The sequence below is a fragment of the Gallibacterium sp. ZY190522 genome (genome assembly GCF_054166015.1).
Map to the genome: position 1 here is coordinate 806,480 of NZ_CM135118.1, position 17,299 is coordinate 823,778.

Annotated in this window: 18 protein-coding genes; 14 read left to right on the top strand and 4 right to left on the bottom strand. The window is 39.0% G+C overall.

From position 1 onward, the window contains the following. Positions 1-12 precede the first annotated feature (12 nt). The 3 genes from der to rsmI all read right to left on the bottom strand — a co-directional run bounded on the left by der (position 13) and on the right by rsmI (position 3,352). Positions 13-1,539 carry a ribosome biogenesis GTPase Der gene (gene der / locus ACXPAV_RS04100; RefSeq protein WP_458004390.1) on the bottom strand — a complete coding sequence of 509 codons (1,527 nt, stop codon included), beginning with the start codon at positions 1,537-1,539 and terminating at the stop codon, positions 13-15. Between the two features lie 121 nt (positions 1,540-1,660). Beyond that, on the bottom strand, positions 1,661-2,482 hold the full coding sequence (locus ACXPAV_RS04105) for an alpha/beta hydrolase (protein ID WP_458004139.1): 822 nt from the start codon (positions 2,480-2,482) through the stop codon (positions 1,661-1,663). Positions 2,483-2,497: 15 nt separating this feature from the next. Continuing rightward, entirely contained in the window at positions 2,498-3,352 is an 855-nt protein-coding gene (rsmI, locus tag ACXPAV_RS04110; RefSeq protein WP_458004140.1) for a 16S rRNA (cytidine(1402)-2'-O)-methyltransferase, read from the bottom strand. A gap of 116 nt (positions 3,353-3,468) precedes the next feature. Here rsmI and ACXPAV_RS04115 point away from each other — a divergent pair, with 116 nt between their 5' ends. Genes ACXPAV_RS04115 through dolP form a run of 4 tightly spaced genes read left to right on the top strand, consistent with a single transcriptional unit; the run spans position 3,469 to position 6,772 of the window. Continuing rightward, a complete protein-coding gene (locus ACXPAV_RS04115; protein ID WP_458004141.1) occupies positions 3,469-5,199 on the top strand; it encodes a penicillin-binding protein activator in 1,731 nt (576 codons plus the stop codon). Between the two features lie 6 nt (positions 5,200-5,205). Further along, complete coding sequence (locus tag ACXPAV_RS04120; RefSeq protein WP_458004142.1) at positions 5,206-5,577, top strand: YraN family protein; 372 nt, start codon at positions 5,206-5,208, stop codon at positions 5,575-5,577. Between the two features lie 4 nt (positions 5,578-5,581). Then, positions 5,582-6,160, top strand: a complete 579-nt coding sequence (locus ACXPAV_RS04125; RefSeq protein ID WP_031204896.1) for a D-sedoheptulose-7-phosphate isomerase — start codon at positions 5,582-5,584, stop codon at positions 6,158-6,160. 18 nt (positions 6,161-6,178) lie between these two features. Continuing rightward, positions 6,179-6,772 (top strand): division/outer membrane stress-associated lipid-binding lipoprotein, encoded by a 594-nt coding sequence (gene dolP, locus ACXPAV_RS04130; protein ID WP_458004143.1) that lies wholly within the window; start codon positions 6,179-6,181, stop codon positions 6,770-6,772. Between the two features lie 63 nt (positions 6,773-6,835). Here dolP and ACXPAV_RS04135 read toward each other — a convergent pair whose 3' ends face one another. Continuing rightward, positions 6,836-7,654, bottom strand: a complete 819-nt coding sequence (locus ACXPAV_RS04135; RefSeq protein WP_065231473.1) for a 5'-nucleotidase, lipoprotein e(P4) family — start codon at positions 7,652-7,654, stop codon at positions 6,836-6,838. Between the two features lie 173 nt (positions 7,655-7,827). Between ACXPAV_RS04135 and ACXPAV_RS04140 the strand changes: the two genes are divergently transcribed. The 10 genes from ACXPAV_RS04140 to rlmKL all read left to right on the top strand — a co-directional run bounded on the left by ACXPAV_RS04140 (position 7,828) and on the right by rlmKL (position 17,298). Then, positions 7,828-8,412 carry a LemA family protein gene (locus ACXPAV_RS04140; protein ID WP_458004144.1) on the top strand — a complete coding sequence of 195 codons (585 nt, stop codon included), beginning with the start codon at positions 7,828-7,830 and terminating at the stop codon, positions 8,410-8,412. Positions 8,413-8,424: 12 nt separating this feature from the next. Continuing rightward, positions 8,425-8,862: a TPM domain-containing protein gene (locus ACXPAV_RS04145; RefSeq protein WP_458004145.1), complete on the top strand. Its 438-nt coding sequence runs from the start codon at positions 8,425-8,427 to the stop codon at positions 8,860-8,862. Further along, the gene (locus ACXPAV_RS04150) at positions 8,859-9,611 is read left to right on the top strand and encodes a TPM domain-containing protein (RefSeq protein ID WP_458004146.1); all 753 of its coding nucleotides are present in this window, start codon (positions 8,859-8,861) and stop codon (positions 9,609-9,611) included. Before ACXPAV_RS04145 ends, ACXPAV_RS04150 begins: the two co-directional genes overlap by 4 nt. 82 nt (positions 9,612-9,693) lie before the next feature. Further along, positions 9,694-10,032: a Grx4 family monothiol glutaredoxin gene (gene grxD, locus ACXPAV_RS04155; protein WP_039136641.1), complete on the top strand. Its 339-nt coding sequence runs from the start codon at positions 9,694-9,696 to the stop codon at positions 10,030-10,032. Between the two features lie 95 nt (positions 10,033-10,127). Continuing rightward, positions 10,128-10,781 carry a histidine phosphatase family protein gene (locus ACXPAV_RS04160; RefSeq protein WP_458004147.1) on the top strand — a complete coding sequence of 218 codons (654 nt, stop codon included), beginning with the start codon at positions 10,128-10,130 and terminating at the stop codon, positions 10,779-10,781. 180 nt (positions 10,782-10,961) lie between these two features. After that, positions 10,962-11,477: a CvpA family protein gene (locus ACXPAV_RS04165; protein ID WP_416089529.1), complete on the top strand. Its 516-nt coding sequence runs from the start codon at positions 10,962-10,964 to the stop codon at positions 11,475-11,477. 121 nt (positions 11,478-11,598) lie between these two features. Continuing rightward, on the top strand, positions 11,599-13,113 hold the full coding sequence (gene purF / locus ACXPAV_RS04170) for an amidophosphoribosyltransferase (protein ID WP_458004148.1): 1,515 nt from the start codon (positions 11,599-11,601) through the stop codon (positions 13,111-13,113). Between the two features lie 114 nt (positions 13,114-13,227). Next, positions 13,228-14,325, top strand: a complete 1,098-nt coding sequence (gene mltA, locus ACXPAV_RS04175; RefSeq protein WP_458004149.1) for a murein transglycosylase A — start codon at positions 13,228-13,230, stop codon at positions 14,323-14,325. Then, the gene (gene tcdA, locus ACXPAV_RS04180) at positions 14,325-15,098 is read left to right on the top strand and encodes a tRNA cyclic N6-threonylcarbamoyladenosine(37) synthase TcdA (RefSeq protein ID WP_458004150.1); all 774 of its coding nucleotides are present in this window, start codon (positions 14,325-14,327) and stop codon (positions 15,096-15,098) included. The genes mltA and tcdA overlap by 1 nt, the downstream gene beginning before the upstream one ends. Before the next feature lie 64 nt (positions 15,099-15,162). Beyond that, positions 15,163-17,298, top strand: a complete 2,136-nt coding sequence (gene rlmKL, locus ACXPAV_RS04185) for a bifunctional 23S rRNA (guanine(2069)-N(7))-methyltransferase RlmK/23S rRNA (guanine(2445)-N(2))-methyltransferase RlmL (RefSeq protein WP_458004151.1) — start codon at positions 15,163-15,165, stop codon at positions 17,296-17,298. Position 17,299 lies beyond the last annotated feature (1 nt).

A 17,299-nucleotide genomic window follows, 5' to 3' on the forward strand; every position in this document is an offset into this window, starting at 1 on the left:
AGCCTTGATCTACTATCGTTTTGATTTCTTAATAAATTTCATTAAACGTCTGCGCTTGCGTAATTGGTTCGGTGTTAATGTGTTACGTTTACCAGCATATGGGTTATCTCCATCTTGGAATAACATTCTGATCGGAGAGCCGATAATTTGCAAACTACGGCGGTAATAATTGGATAAATAACGTTTATAGGAATCCGGTAATTTATCAATTTGGTTACCGTGTACTACAATAATTGGAGGATTATGTCCACCTGGGTGTGCATATTTCAATTTAATTCTGCGTCCAGCAATCATTGGCGGTTGGTGTTCTGTGGTTGCCATTTGCAAAATCCGTGTCAATAGCGATGTTGAATAACGTTTAGTTGCGGATTGATAAGCTTCGTTGATAGATTCAAAAAGATTACCAACACCACTGCCGTGTAGTGCAGAAATAAAATGAACACGAGCGAAATCAATAAAATCTAAACGGCGATCTAATTCGGATTTAATGTTATCTTTGATTTCTTGACTTAATCCGTCCCATTTATTAACAACAATGACTAAAGCTCGACCAGCATTTAGAATAAAGCCTAATAGTGATAAATCTTGATCGGAAATACCTTCACGCGCATCAATGGTAAGTAATACCACATTAGCATCCTGAATTGCCTGCAACGTTTTAATGACCGAAAATTTTTCTACGGTGAGGGTGACTTTACCACGTTTACGCACACCTGCGGTGTCAATAATGGTATATTGCTGACCGTCCCGCTCCATTGGAATATATATGCTGTCGCGTGTTGTTCCTGGCATATCGTAAACTACGACACGATCCTCTCCTAATATACGGTTAGTTAAAGTGGATTTACCAACATTCGGGCGACCGACAATTGCAATTTTAATCGATTTTTGTTCTGTTTCAGCATTATCTTCTAAATCTTCGTCTTCTTCTCTGTCATCTATAATTTCATCATTGATTGAAGTAGCTTTAAAATCAGAAAAATCAGTATCGGAAAAAGCAAAATCAAAATCTTCCTCGTTCTCTGTTTTGGCTTCATTATTATCTTCTTGATAAGGGGTAAGAACATCTTGGATTAATTGTGTTACCCCTCTACCTTGTGATGCAGCGATAGGAACAATTTCTCCTAGACCTAATTGATAAAATTCACCAATATGTGAATCGGCATCAATACCGTCAATTTTATTTGCTACTACTACTGTGGTTTTTTCACGACGGCGAAGATATTGTGCGATACCAATATCTGCAGCAGTTAAGCCGGCACGAGCATCGACCAAAAAAAGAACAATATCGGCTTCATCAATTGCCAATAATGATTGTTCCGCCATTTTTTCTTCAATGCCTTGCTCCGAACCGTCAATACCTCCAGTGTCAATAACAATAAATTCTGTTCCATTTAATTGACCTTGACCATATTTTCGGTCACGAGTTAATCCCGGGAAATTAGCGACAAGTGCATCACGACTACGAGTTAATCGGTTGAATAATGTGGATTTTCCCACATTTGGACGCCCAACCAGGGCAATGACAGGAGTCATAATCACCTCAATTTTTAATATTTATATTTAAATTATATAGTTAAAAAATGGCGCACATTATATCGGATTTATCGTGTGATCCTAACGATTTATTGCAAACTAAATGAGCAAATTGAAAAAAATGCTATTCCAGTAGTGAAAAGTGTAAGAATTCTGCAAAATGATTTGCCCAATAATATTCGTGATGAATTTCATTTGCCATAATGCGAAGTCGAATTTGATCAATTGGATGTCCCGTGCGCAATAGTGCTTGATAATAACGTAGTGTACAATCAATATAGGCTTGATTCATATTGGAAATATATTCAGCATCGGCGTCGTCGCCTTCGTTAGTACCGACCTGAATAAACACTTTGCCGTTGCGATTGAACGGATGGTAATGCAGAAAATCCAAAAAATCGGATTCACTGAACCAAGACGCAAGAGAAAAGACACCAAGATGCCCAAAAACATCCGGATAAGCTGCCCCCATATAAGCAGTAATAATGCCGCCCATTGAGCTGCCTGCCAACAAGGTATATTGTGCTTCCGGTTTAGTGCGATAACTTTGGTCAATAAACGGCTTAACAGTTTCCACCACCCATTTACCATATTCCATTCCCATTCCGCCGGCATTTCTGGCTTCTTCGCTATTGCCGACATCAGTACGCCAAGGCCCATATTCGTCCAAACGCCGTTCGCCGGCATTATCAATGCCAACGACGATCAGCTGAGGAAATTCGCGATGTTTTTTCAAAGTAGGAATCACTTTCCAAGAGTAACCGGAATAGGACTCTTTGCTGTAAAACACGTTTTGCCCATCGTGCATATAGAGAACAGGGTAGTGTTGCCATTGATTTTTATAGTAGTTTTTCGGCAATAAAACGCGCACGCGACGCATATGGTCATAATAGGGAACGTATAAAAAATGTTCTTGCATTTCAAGATAATAGTGATGCATAGTCATTCCTTTGTTATAGTTTTAATTTTGCTGCATAAAATGTTGCAAGCCATATTGATAAAGTGCATTCTTCTTGTAGCCATAAACTTCAGCAACAATCGCTGCCGCCTTTTTTAAAGGTAATTGTTGATTGATTAATTTCAGGCTTAATAATGCTTGAGGGTTAAATTGTTCTTCATTATTTTCAACTGCGCCTTCAACCACCAATACAATTTCACCTTTACAACGATTAGCATCCTCTTTTAACCACGCGATCATTTCTGCAAGTTGATTGCCGTAAACCGTTTCCCACGTTTTGGTTAATTCTCTGGCAATCACTAAATAGCGATCTGCGCCGAAAACGGTTTGCATATCTTGCAAACTTTCTAAAATACGGTGCGTTGATTCATAAAAAATCAGTGTACGCGTTTCCGTTTTTAATTCGGCAAGGCGATCAAGGCGTGCTTTGCTTTTTGCAGGCAAAAAGCCTTCAAAACAGAAGCGGTTGGAGGCAATGCCGGCAATGGAAAGTGCAGTAATTGCAGCGCAACAACCCGGGATAGGTACAACACGAATGTTTGCCTGATGACAGGCTCTGACTAAATGAAAACCAGGATCGCTAATAAGCGGTGTGCCGGCATCGGAAACTAAGGCAATATTAGAACCTTGTTGTAATTTATCAATTAAGATTTCCAATTTTTGTTGTTCGTTATGATCGTGTAAAGCAAAAAGTGGTTTTTTAATGCCGTAATGATTTAATAATAAACCACTATGGCGAGTATCTTCTGCCGCAATAAGATCAACTTGGTTGAAAGTGTCCAACGCACGTTGGCTAATATCGCTTAAATTGCCGATTGGCGTAGCGACAATATATAAAGTTCCGTATAAATTGCTCATAAATTAAGTCTTTTATTGCTTTTAAACTAAGAGATAAGTAAGATTTATTTGTACTCGACAAAAGGTCGAGTGGTCTTGTTTTTATAATGATAGTTTAAATTATCATAGGTATATATATGTTGAACATTCTATTACAACGAATGAATTTTAAAAATCTTTTACTGAGTTTTTTCGTAATGATCAGTGTAGCAGGATGTAGCAGTCTTATTGGTTCAAATAATACGATGTTACAAAATGAAGCCTATGCCAGCTCCGATTTTTACTTGGATAAAGCAAATAGTAGTCAGGATCAGGATGAAAAAGTAAATTATCAATTGTTAGCGATTCGTGCATTACTAAATGAAAATAAAGTGGCGCAAGCCTCTAGTTTGTTATCATCTTTGACTGATTTAGACGATGCACAACAGTTGGACGCTTCGCTTTTGAAAGCAACTTTATTGGCAATGCAGCGTGATAACAGTGCGGCAACAACCTTGTTGAATACTATTAAGTTAGATAGCCTCAGCAATTCACAAAAAGTGCGTTATTATGCGGTGTTAGCACAAACTGCTGAAAATAGTCACGATGCGGTTGGGGCAATTAATGCACACGTACAAATGGATCGTTTTATTACCGATATGCAACGTAAACAACAAAATAATGATGTGATCTGGGGGTTATTGCGTAATTTGGATAAAAATACGTTAAACAGTTTAATTGTGGATGATAATGATGTGGCGTTAAAAGGGTGGATTGATTTGGCAAAAGTATATAACGATCACATTGCACAGCCCGATCAAATGCGTTTTGCGATTCAGAATTGGAAAACCACTTATGCCAACCATTCAGCAGCTTATTTATTACCGACTGATTTACGTGGTGTGGTCAATTTTGAGAATTTAAATATTCAACAAATCGCCGTGTTATTACCGTTAAGCGGTAACGGTGAATTAATTGGTAAAACAATTTTACAGGGATTTAACGATGCTCGCGGTAACTCACAGATTATCGTGAAAACCTATGACACAATGGCAGGAACTAATGTTACAGACTTGGTTAATCAGGCAAAACAGGAAGGTGCGCAAGCGGTTGTCGGCCCGTTATTAAAAGATAATGTGGATGCATTATTAAATGGAAATGCGATACAAGGGTTGAGTGTATTAACATTGAATACTGCACCAAGTATGCGTCCGATACAAGGTGTTTGTTATTATGGACTATCGCCAGAAGATGAAGCACAAGCTGCTGCTGTTAAAATGTGGAATGATGGCGAAGTCAATCCTTTGGTGTTTGCACCACAGAACGATTTAGGACAACGTAGTGCTTCTGCTTTTAATGCTAAATGGCAAAGCTTTGCAGGTACGGACGTGAATACTTATTACTATACTTTAGTTGATGATATTTTAGCGAATCTAAAAAATGCAACAATGAATGGCAAAGTAAATGCAATTTATGTGGTGGCAGATAATCAACAATTGCAGGAGATTAAAACCGCATTGGATAATTCTGATGCACACGGTATTGCAATTTATGCCACTTCACGTAGCAATTCCGCTAACAATGGACCGGATTATCGTTTAACAATGAATGGCGTGAAATTTAGTGATATTCCGTTATTAAGTGATTTAAATTCTGCCAGCTATCAACAGGCACTTAAAATTGCGAATGGCGATTATTCATTACTTCGTTTATATGCGATGGGAGCAGATGCGTGGATGTTAATCAATAAATTTGCTGAACTTCGTCAGATTCCGGGTTATAGCATTAATGGTCTAACTGGCGTATTAAGTGCCGGTGAAGGTTGTAATATTGAGAGAACAATGACCTGGATGCAATATGATAACGGCAATATAAAAACCATTCATTAATTGAAAATGTCATTATTCAAACCAAGACAGCAAGGCGGCGAGTTTGAGCAACAAGCTCGCCGTTTTTTAGAACAAAAAGGCTTAAAATTTATTGCTGCTAATCAGACTTTTAAATGTGGAGAAATTGATCTGATTATGCAAGACGGAAAAACACTGGTTTTTGTTGAGGTCAGACAACGGAAAAGAGCAAAATTCGGTTCTGCGGTAGAAAGTGTTTCCTGGTCAAAGCAACAAAAATTATTGAAAGCTGCAAATTTATGGTTAGGATTACGACAACAAAGTTTGGAAACGGTAAGTTGTCGATTTGATTTAATCGCTTTTGATGGGGTTGCTTATCAAATTACGTGGTTACAAAATTTTATAGAAATAAATGGCTGATATTATGTTGGATCGAATAAAAGCGCTATATGAAGAGAGCATTAAAGGACATATCGCCACCGCCGCTGTGATTCCGGAGATATTGGCGAAGACGACTAACGAATTAACACAATGTTTATTACGTGGTAATAAAATTGTGGTGTTTGGATATGGTCGTTCTACTTCTAATGCACAATTATTAGTAGCGAATCTGATTAATCGATATCTATTGGCTCGCCCTAGTTTCCCCGCAATACTGCTTGGATTGGATGGTGCTGTCGGAGCTGCTTTAATCAGTGATAACAGTGTGTCTGAAGCTTATCAAAAGCAGTTTAGTGCTGTAGTAAGCAGTGGCGATGTCTTTGTAATTTTAACGCCGGATACTGAGGAAGTTTCTCTCTCATTAATCCGTTGTGCCAAAGATAAAGATATTTTAGTGGTTGCGTTAACCGGGGATAAAAACGATCATCTCAATGGTTTGCTGGATGAAAATGATATTAATATCGCTGTTCCGGTACAAAAAGAGGTGCGAATTCTTGAGCAACATCTGTTTATTATTAATACGTTATGTGAATTAATTGATTTTTCACTCTTTTCTCATTAATGCAAAAAGGAGGCAATAATGCGTAATCTTCAATGGAAACATTTGGTTAAAGTAACAGCAATGGTCAGTGTAGTGACTTTGTTACAAGGTTGTGTAACTGCTGCTGTTGTTGGTGGTGGAGCATTGGCAACCAAAGTGGCGATGGATCCTCGCACCACCGGTACGCAAATTGATGACCAAACACTAGAACTGCGAGTTGCGGATGCATTGCGTAAAGATAAACAATTAAATGAACAGGCACATATTAGTGTGATTGTTTATAATGGTCGTGCGTTATTGGTCGGCGAAGCGCCGGGTGCCGATCTTAAAGAGGTCGCCGTTAATCTTGCGCGTGGCGTTAAAGATATTGCTGATGTTTATGATGAAATCCAGATCGGTGAAAAGGTTAGCTTTATGCAGGCAAGCAAGGATACGTGGATAACTACAGAAGTAAAATCAAAATTATTCGTAAACGGCAATGTAAAAGCAACGGATGTAAAAGTAGTAACTGAAAATGGTGTCGTCTATTTAATTGGTAAAGTGACTCAGTCTCAAGCTGCCGCTGCGGTTGATGTCGCTCGTCAAGTGAATGGAGTCAGAAAAGTGGTAAAAGTATTTACTTATTTAAATTAACACATAGTATAAAAACATAAACAAAAGGGCATTTTATAAGATGCCCTTTTCGTATTAGAAAAATTATTTACCATCCCACGCTTTTAATGCTGCATCACGAATTTTGAGCTTTTCAGAAGCAGATTTTTTGAAATAGTCAGGGGCTAAACCGCTCTCCCAGTCACCGTAATTCGGGTTCGGTAATACAATATACTGTTTACCGAATTTGCTTTCATTTTCGGCAACAAATTGACGGCGTTCCGCATTCGGTTTGTGATAAGTTGCATCACCGTAGTCATTAAGGTTGTCACCGACATACATAACGATTTCATAGCCCATTTTTTCGATTTCGGCAAAACGTGCTGATTTAGCTGATTTATCTTTTTTCAATAATAGGGTTTTATCATTGACACCAGTGAAACCGAGGCGTTTCATATCATCAATGGTAGCTACTTTTTCATTACTGTCTTTACGGTTTGATACATAGAACATTGTACCGCCGTGACTGTTCACATAATTAGCGAATTCCACTGCACCAGGAACGGCAGCACTTTGGCGAGCATTTACCCATTTTGTCCACACTTTACTGCTGTAAGGCTGTAAATTTTTTGCCTGCCAAGCGGCGTGAGCACTGTTATCGATTAAGGTTTCATCCAAATCGGAAACTACCGCTTTTTTCTTACCTTTATGAACTTTGGCTTTATCAAAGCTGATTTTTGCAATATTAAAGGCTTGGTATGCTAATGCTTGATATTCTCCGGATTGTTGTACCCAGTTGACTGCAAAAGTGGTTTGATCAACTAAACGTTGAGCTGCTTGTTGTTCCGTATTTTGTTGGGTGCTACAAGCAGATAATGCCAATGTTGTAGCAATAGCCAAAATACCCAATTTTAATGTTCTCATTGCTCTCTCCTTGACGTTTTTTACGATAATGAGGTTTAGTATTTTACTCTAATCTTGTTTTATAATTAGCAAGAAATTTGTGATATGGCTCACAAAATCTATGATTAGTTGCTGTTGTTGTGACTTATTTGGTTATGATGAGTCGAATTATTTATCCATTTAATGAGGAAATTATGAAAAAAAGTACCTTAATTGTTATTTTAGTTGCGATTGTGCTTGGCTTTACCGTAATGGGAAGTTACAACGGATTGGTACAAGCGGAAGAGGATATTGATTCTGTATGGGCGAATGTAGAATCACAATATCAACGTCGTGCCGATTTAATCCCGAATTTAGTGAATACGGTAAAAGGTCAGGCAAATTTTGAGAAAGAAACGTTGACAGGTGTGGTAGAAGCGCGCGCTAAAGCAACACAGATAAAAATTGATCCTGCCAATATGACAGAAGAACAGTTAGCGCAATTCCAAGCGCAACAAAATCAAGTCGGTTCAGCGTTATCACGTTTATTGGCAACAGTTGAAAATTATCCGCAATTAAAAGCTAATGAAGGCTTTTTAACATTGCAAACCCAATTGGAAGGCACTGAGAATCGGATTAATGTTGCGCGTAATAACTTCAATGAAGCGGCAAAAACTTACAATAAAAAAATTCGTACATTCCCAACAAAATTGGTGGCAATGTTATTCGGTTTTAATGAAAAACCTTATTTCAAAGCAGATGTCGGTGCAGAAAAAGCACCTGTAGTCAATTTTAATTAATTAGGAACAGTGATGTCATTATTTAGCCAACCTATTCAAAAATCGGTGATCGAACAGGCGATTGCCGATTTGGAAAAGAAAACATCGGCAGAATTACGCGTTTATGTTGAACGAAAAAAATCGGATGCAGGTCGGAGTGCATTGCAGCAGGCAACATTTCTATTTCAGCAGTTGGAAATGGAAAAAACAGCATTACGTAATGGGGTGTTGATTTATCTTGCGTTGCAATCGAAGCAGTGTGCGATTGTGGGAGATCAGGGAATAGATCAATATGTTGAGGCGGATTTCTGGCAGCGCGCTTGTGATCTGATTGTCGAGCAGGCAAAACAGAAACAATATACCCAAGGCATTGTTAATGCGATAGCAATGATTGGTCAGCGCTTGGCGCAACATTTCCCTTATCAAGAAGATGATAAAAATGAATTACCGAATGAAGTGGTGATGAAATGAAAAAATATGCTTTTTGTCTGTTCTGTTGTCTATTTTTCATTAAATTTGCCTTTGCTGCGAGTTATCCGCCACCGCCGCAACCATTTCGGTATTTGAATGATTACACCCATACTTTGACAGAAAAACAGCAGCAAACAATAGAACAGCAGTTGATTAGTTATAGTCAGAAAACCAGTTCGCAAATTGCGGTGGTGATGATTCCGTCAACCGGTGGTGTTGAGATTGCTGATTATGCGTTTACGCTTGGTGATCGTTGGGGAATCGGGAGAAAACAGCTTAATAATGGCGTATTGATGCTGATTGCTAAAAATGACCGCAAAATTTTTATTGCGACTGGACAAGGTTTGGAAGGTGCGCTGCCGGATGCTTTCTTAGGCAAAGTGATCAGACAGGTGATCACACCGGCTTTCCGCGAAAATTGCTATGCTACCGGTATTACACAAGGGTTAAATTATATTATGGCGGCAAGTCAGGGCGAGTTTAAACCTGAACAGCTGCAAGAGCCGGAACGCCACGATTATATTCCTTTGTTGATGGTGGCATTTTTCTTTTTAGTGGTCTTTTTAAGTGAACGTCATAAACGTAAAACTTATGTCAGCCCTCGTTCCCGTCATTATCGACCGGGGAATATTTATATCGGCGGCGATCCGTTTGATCATCATAATGGCGGTGGTTTCGGCGGCGGAAGCAGCGGGGGCGGTTTCGGTGGCGGTAGCTTTGGTGGCGGTGGTGCCGGCGGCAGTTGGTAACCAATATGGGTGAGATTGGTTTATAGTGATGCTTATGTTACAATCCCGTCACTTTTTATCCCATTTTAATTGAGGTCAAATAATGGAAACTATTGAAAGAATTAAACAACAAATTAGTGAAAATCCTATTCTTATCTATATGAAAGGTTCACCAAAATTCCCATCTTGCGGATTTTCTGCGAGAGCGGTGGAGGTGTTGATGAATTGCCAAGTGCCTTTCGGCTATGTTGATATTTTGCAACATCCTGATATTCGTGCTGAGCTACCAAAATATGCAAATTGGCCAACTTTCCCACAACTTTGGGTAGAAGGTGAATTAATCGGCGGTTGCGATATTATGTTGGAAATGTTCCAAAAAGGCGAATTACAATCGCTATTAAAGGAAACAGCGGCTAAACACGCTGAAAGTGAACAAGCTTAATTTTATTTTGCCCTCTAAATGATGAGGGCAATTTTTTATCTGCAAGGCATAAAAAATGGTTATGCTTGCTATTTTAAATTTAAATAGGGAAAACAATGCAAAAAAATCTGACTTTCTACTTTTTACGTCACGGACGTACAGAATGGAATGAAGAGGGGTTACTTCAAGGGCAGGGCAATTCGGCATTAACGGAAGCAGGTGTTGCTGGGGCATTGGCTGCTGGCAAGGCATTAGAACAGGTACCTTTTGTGGCGGCTTATTCTAGTTGTTTACAACGAACCATTGACACCGCGCGTTACGTGATAGGAACGCGACCAATTCCATTGTTTCAACATCAAGGATTAAATGAACAGTTTTTTGGAAAATGGGAAGGTATTCAAATTGATGAAATTCGTGCTTCGCAAGCATTCCAAAATTTAGTCAAATATCCGAAAGCGTATGATCAAAATATTGAGCAGTATAATCAAGGTGAGCCGTTTGCAAAATTGGCTGAACGATCATATAAAGCGATTCAGGATATTATTCAAGTGCATCAACAAGGTAATATTTTGATTGTTTCTCACGGACATACATTACGATTATTGTTGGCGTTATTGGCTGGGCATCGTTGGCAGGATCACCGCAAAGAAGGCGTGAGTGTGAGTTTGGCAAATTGCAGTATCAGTATTTTTAATTATCAACAATTAGCAGAGCAACAATCGTTTCAATTAGTGCAAATGAACGGCACCGATCACTTACCGCAAGTGTAAACAGCAAAAATTGATCGCTGATTCTAAGTGTAAAATTTCATCTGCCGGCTATTTTTAATGCGGTAAAAATGATAAAAGCGATCAATTTGGAGAAAGTTGAGGAATTCCCATAATTAGCACTACGCAAACGTGTTCTTTTTTTGTAGAATATACGCCGTTTTGCGCCACAGAGAGTTTACAATGATCGATTATATTATTATTGGTATTATTTCTTTTTCGATAATTATTAGCTTATTTCGTGGATTTGTTCGAGAAGTTTTATCTTTAGCCAGTTGGTTGATAGCCTTTTTTATCTCCAGTCATTTTTATCCTTATTTAGCCGCGTTTTTCCAGCAAATAGAATCAGAATATCTACGCAATGGTACGGCAATTGTTATTCTTTTTATTGTTACCTTAATTGTTTGTAGTTTAATCAATTACATTATTTCAAAACTGGTTGAAAAGACAGGATTAAGTGGCACGGATCGCGTTCTGGGTGCGTGTTTCGGCTTATTACGAGGGGTATTGATTATTGCAGCAATGCTGTTCTTTTTGGATACCTTTACGAATTTCAGTCAGAGTGAATGGTGGAAAGCCTCAAAATTAATTCCACATTTCGGATTTGTGGTTGATTGGTTTTTCCACCAGTTACAGCTTCACTCAAGTTTCATTAAAATTTCGTTCGTGACTGAAAGCCTACCGTTCACGGCGGTATAACGGTTTTACTTGGGAGAGGCTTTGCTTTTCCAAGTCAGAGCAGTTCATAGCACAATGTTTATCGTTGTTCTGTGGATTGAAAATAACTAACTTACTTCATCATAGAATAGAGGAAAAAATAATGTGCGGCATCGTGGGAATTCTTGGGCATTCAACCGTTAATCAATCAATTTATGATGCGTTAATCGTATTACAACATCGTGGTCAGGATGCAGCGGGAATTGTAACCGTAGATGAGGAAAATCGTTTTCGCTTGCGTAAAGCAAACGGCTTGGTCAGTGATGTAATTCAACAAAAACATATGTTGCGTTTGCAAGGCTGTGCCGGTTTGGGGCACGTTCGTTATCCGACCGCCGGCAGCTCCAGTGTTTCAGAAGCGCAGCCTTTTTATGTTAATTCACCTTATGGATTGACCTTGGTGCATAACGGTAATTTAACCAATTCTGATGAATTGAAAGAAAAATTATTCCGTCTTGCTCGCCGACACGTTAATACCAATTCCGATTCAGAATTATTACTCAATATTTTGGCTTATCATCTTGAACAAATTAATAAACACGATTTAGATGAAGATGATATTTTCTATGCCATTCAACGTACACACAAAGATATTCGTGGCGGTTATGCTTGCGTCGCGATGGTGATTGGTCACGGAATGATCGCTTTCCGAGATCCATTCGGTATTCGACCTTTGGTTTTAGGTAAGCGTGAAGATCAGGGAAAAACAGAATATATGTTTGCATCCGAAACGGTGGCTCTGGATGCGGTAGGGTTTGAATTTGTGCGTGATGTTAATCCGGGTGAAGCGATTTATGTAACATTTGATGGCAAACTTTATTCAAAACAGTGTGCAGACAATGCAAAATTATCACCTTGTATTTTTGAGTTCGTCTATTTTGCTCGTCCTGATTCTTATATTGATGGCGTTTCTGTTTATGCAGCTCGAGTGCATATGGGGGAATATCTCGGACGTAAAATTGCTACCGAATGGAGTGATATTTTGGCGGATATTGATGTGATTATTCCTGTACCAGAAACCTCTAATGATATTGCGTTGCGAATTGCTAATGTGTTGAATAAACCGTATCGTCAAGGCTTTGTGAAAAACCGTTATGTTGGTCGTACTTTTATTATGCCGGGACAAACACAGCGCCGTAATTCGGTAAAACGTAAATTGAATACTATTTCTTCTGAATTTAAAGGAAAAAATGTGTTATTGGTGGATGACTCTATCGTGCGCGGTACGACTTCTGAACAAATTGTGGAAATGGCAAGAGCAGCAGGAGCGAATAAAGTTTATTTTGCTTCGGCAGCGCCGGAAATTCGTTATCCAAATGTTTACGGTATTGATATGCCGACTTCACACGAATTGATTGCTTACGGACGTACTGTTGATGAAATTGCAAAATTGATCGGTGTTGATAAATTGATTTATCAGGATCTCTCAGCATTAGAAGAGTCTGTTCGTCAAGAAAATCCGGCGATTGAAAGTTTTGATGCTTCAGTGTTTACCGGTGAATATATCACTGGCGATATTACACAGGAATATTTAGATAAAATTGCACAAATGCGTAGTGATAGCAGCAAAAAACGTCAGGAAAGTGAAGCAAGTAATTTAGAAATTTATAATGAATAGGATTGTGGATTAAGTTTCTGCGTTCCCATTTTGTCAAACTCCTCAGTGGTTTAGCTACTAAGGAGTTTTTCTATCTATATAGTTGATCTATTTTTGAGAAAGGTTATAACAAAAATGATAAAAAATATAAAGAAATTGACTGTAACTGCTATGGTATCTTTAATTTTGGTTGGTTGTTCATCTTCACAACAACATAGCGCTTCTGGAAGTAATAATAGAACATCTTATGAGCAGTTAGGTGCAGTTTATAAAGGGCGGACCTTTATGCGAATGCCATTAACTCCAGTTGGGATAGTGGAAAATCAAAGTGCAGTAGTTAATCAAGGCGATTTCCTAACGCAATTAAGCATTATCTCCAGTACATCGCCTCGATTGAGTGCAAAATATCAATCTACTTATGAGAAGGTAACAAATTGGGTGTTAGCCGGTGCGGATGTGTCGCAACTTAATCAGTTTGGTATTGGCATTCAAAAAATGGCAGGGCAGGACGGTTATCAAAACGTGTTGATGACAGGGTATTATTCACCAGTTATTCACGCTCGTCGTTCACCACAAGGTAAATATCAGCACCCAATTTATGCAATGCCAAAATATAAACGTTTTTCTCGGTCGCAAATTTATGCTGGTGCGTTAAAAGGGAAAGGCTTGGAGCTGGCTTATAGCGATTCTATGCTAGATAACTTTTTGTTAGGTGTTCAAGGCAGTGGTTATATTGATTTCGGTGAAAATAACCTTAACTATTTTGCTTATGCCGGGCAAAATGGTTTCCCTTATACCAGTGTCGGTCGTCTGTTAGTTGAAGATGGCGAAATCCCGAAAGAAAAAATGTCGGTACAGGCAATTAAAGATTGGGCAGCACGCAATCCAAATCGTTTGCAAGGATTGTTAGAGCGAAATCTCTCTTATGTTTTTTTCAAGAATGTGCCGAATGGCAAAGTTAAAGGTTCTGCCGGTATTCCACTAGTGCCGTTAGCTTCTGTTGCTTCAGATCGTAGCTTAATTCCTTCAGGCAGCGTATTATTAGTGGAAATGCCAGAAATTGATAACGATGGAAATTGGATTGGAAAACATCAATTGCGATTAATGGTGGCATTGGATGTCGGTGGAGCGGTGAAAGGACAACATTTTGACCTTTATCAAGGTATAGGTGATAGAGCAGGACATATTGCCGGATTATTAAAACATTATGGACGAGTTTGGGTATTGAATTAATGGCAAGAGTAGATAATTTTGAACAGCGATTCGGCGGCATTGGCAGATTATATGGTGAGCAGGCGTTACAGCGATTACGTCAGGCACATATTTGTGTAGTCGGGATTGGTGGTGTTGGTTCTTGGGCTGTGGAAGCATTAGTTCGTTCTGGAATCGGTAAATTGACGTTGATAGATATGGATGATATTTGCGTGACTAACATTAATCGTCAAATTCACGCTTTGACTGAAACGGTTGGTCAGCTAAAAACGGAAGTGATGAAATTACGTGCATTATTGATTAATCCGCAAATTGAGGTAGAAATTATTGATGATTTTTTAACGGAAGAGAATATCGACCGATATTTAAATCATAATTATGATTATGTGATTGATGCAATTGACAGTGTTAAAGTTAAAGCGGCGTTGTTAGCTTATTGTAAACGCCAGAAAATTAAAGTGATAACTACTGGCGGTGCAGGTGGTCAGACTGATCCGAGTCAAATTCAAATTAAGGATTTAAGCCGCACTATTCAAGATCCGCTAGCCGCAAAAGTGCGTTATTTATTGCGTAAACAGTATGGATTTACGGACAATCCTCAGCGAAAATTCGGTATTGATTGTGTTTTTTCTACTCAACCACTTATTTTCCCACAAGTCGGTACGGAATGTAGTGCGTCAGCTACGATGAATTGTAGTAACGGCTTTGGAGCGGCAACAATGATTACCGCCACATTCGGTTTTTTTGCCGTTTCAAGAGTGATTGAAAAATTGCTACAAAAGAAAATTGATTAGTTTGTTATAATCTCAACTAAAGATCTCCCCCATTAAATAGAAATTAAATATAGAAATAAAAATAATGAATCAGCTATTTGCTACCACAGCTCGTGGTTTTGAAGAATTATTAAAAAATGAGTTGGAACAACTTGGTGCAGCGCAGTGTAAAATTGCACAAGGTGGCGTACATTATCAGGCGGATGATGAAACGCTTTATCGCACATTGTTGTGGAGTCGATTAAGTTCTCGAATTTTATATCCATTATTTACCGCAAAAATTTATGATGATGCCGATTTATATGCGGCTACCGTTAGTTTTGCGTGGCAACAACATTTTTCGGCACAAGACAGTTTTGTCGTCGATTTTAATGGCACTAATCAGGCGATTCGACATACACAATATGGGGCAATGCGTATCAAAGATGGCATTGTCGATTACTTTACCCGTCAAGGTGAACCGCGACCACAAGTGGATAAAGATTATCCGGATATTCGTATTCACGCTTATTTAAATCGTGAACAGTTGACGGTTTCTCTTGCTTTAAGCGGTGAGGCGTTACATTTGCGAGGTTATCGTAGTGATAGCGGTGCTGCGCCGTTAAGAGAAACATTGGCGGCAGCCATTGTTATTCGTTCCGGTTGGCAGATCGGTACGCCGCTACTTGATCCAATGTGCGGTTCAGGCACATTGTTAATTGAAGCCGCGCAGATGGCAGCTCAAATTGCACCACAGCTCAATCGTTTACATTGGGGCTTTAATCATTGGAAAAAACATCAGATACACGTATGGCAACGAGTAAAAGAGCAGGCGTTAGCACAAGCGGAGCAAGGGCGTTCGCAATCTAAATTGAGCTTTTTCGGGCGTGATTGTGATCAAAAAGTATTGCTGAAAGCAAAACAGAATGCTGAAAATGCCGGTGTTGCGGAATTTATTGATTTTCAAGTAGCGGATGTTGCGGATTTAGTGGCACCGACCACAGAAGTCGGTACGGTTATTTGTAATCCTCCGTATGGTGAGCGTTTGGGGACAACGCCGACCCTAATTGCGCTCTATTCTCTGTTCGGACAGCGTTTAAAACAGCATTTTTCCGGTTGGAAAGCGTCTATTTTTAGTGGTGAAGTCAGTTTATTAGACTGTTTACGTTTGCGCTCATCGCGTCAGTTCAAAGCGAAAAACGGTCCATTGGATTGTGTGCAAAAAAATTATCTGATTTCTCATCTTGATCGTGATCACGAACAGCGTTCTACACTGGAAGTGAATCAAGCTGCAAATGTTGCGCCGGATTTCAGCAATCGTTTAAGCAAAAATATCAAGAAAATCGAAAAGTGGGCGCAGCAACAGGGTTTGGATGCTTATCGTTTATATGATGCGGATTTACCGGAATACAATTTAGCGGTAGATCGTTATGCGGATTATATTGTAATTCAAGAGTATGCAGCGCCGAAGAATATTGATCCGCAAAAAGCTCGCCAGCGATTGTTGGATGCGGTAACGGCAACTTTGACTGTAACCGGCGTGGCAACCGACCATTTGGTGTTGAAAGTGCGTCAAAAGCAAAAAGGCAGCAATCAATATGAAAAATTAGCCAATAAAGGCGATTATTTCTTTGTGCAGGAATATGGTGCTAAATTGTGGGTGAATTTAACTGATTATCTGGATACAGGGCTGTTTTTAGATCATCGTTTAACACGCAAGATGGTTGGCGAAATGGCAAAAGGAAAAGATTTCTTGAATTTATTTGCTTATACTGGTTCTTGTTCAGTACACGCTATTTTAGGTGGAGCTAAATCTAGTACAACTGTTGATATGTCAAATACTTATCTGAATTGGGCAGAACAAAATTTTATTTTGAATGAGATCAAAGGCCGACAGCACAAATTGATTCAGGCGGATTGTTTGCAATGGCTAGAAAAAGCGACAGGGCAGTATGATTTAATTTTTGTCGACCCGCCAACATTTTCCAATTCAAAACGAATGGAAAACAGTTGGGATGTGCAACGGGATCACTTAATGTTGTTGGCGAAATTGAGTAAATTATTGCGCAAACAGGGCACAATTATTTTTTCCAATAATAAACGTGGCTTTAAGATGGATTTTGACGGCTTGGTCGCTCTGGGGCTAAAGGCAGAAAATATTTCAGAAAAAACGTTGCCGTTGGATTTCCAGCGTAATCCGCAAATTCATAATTGTTGGCGTATCACTTTTAATCAAGAGTAAT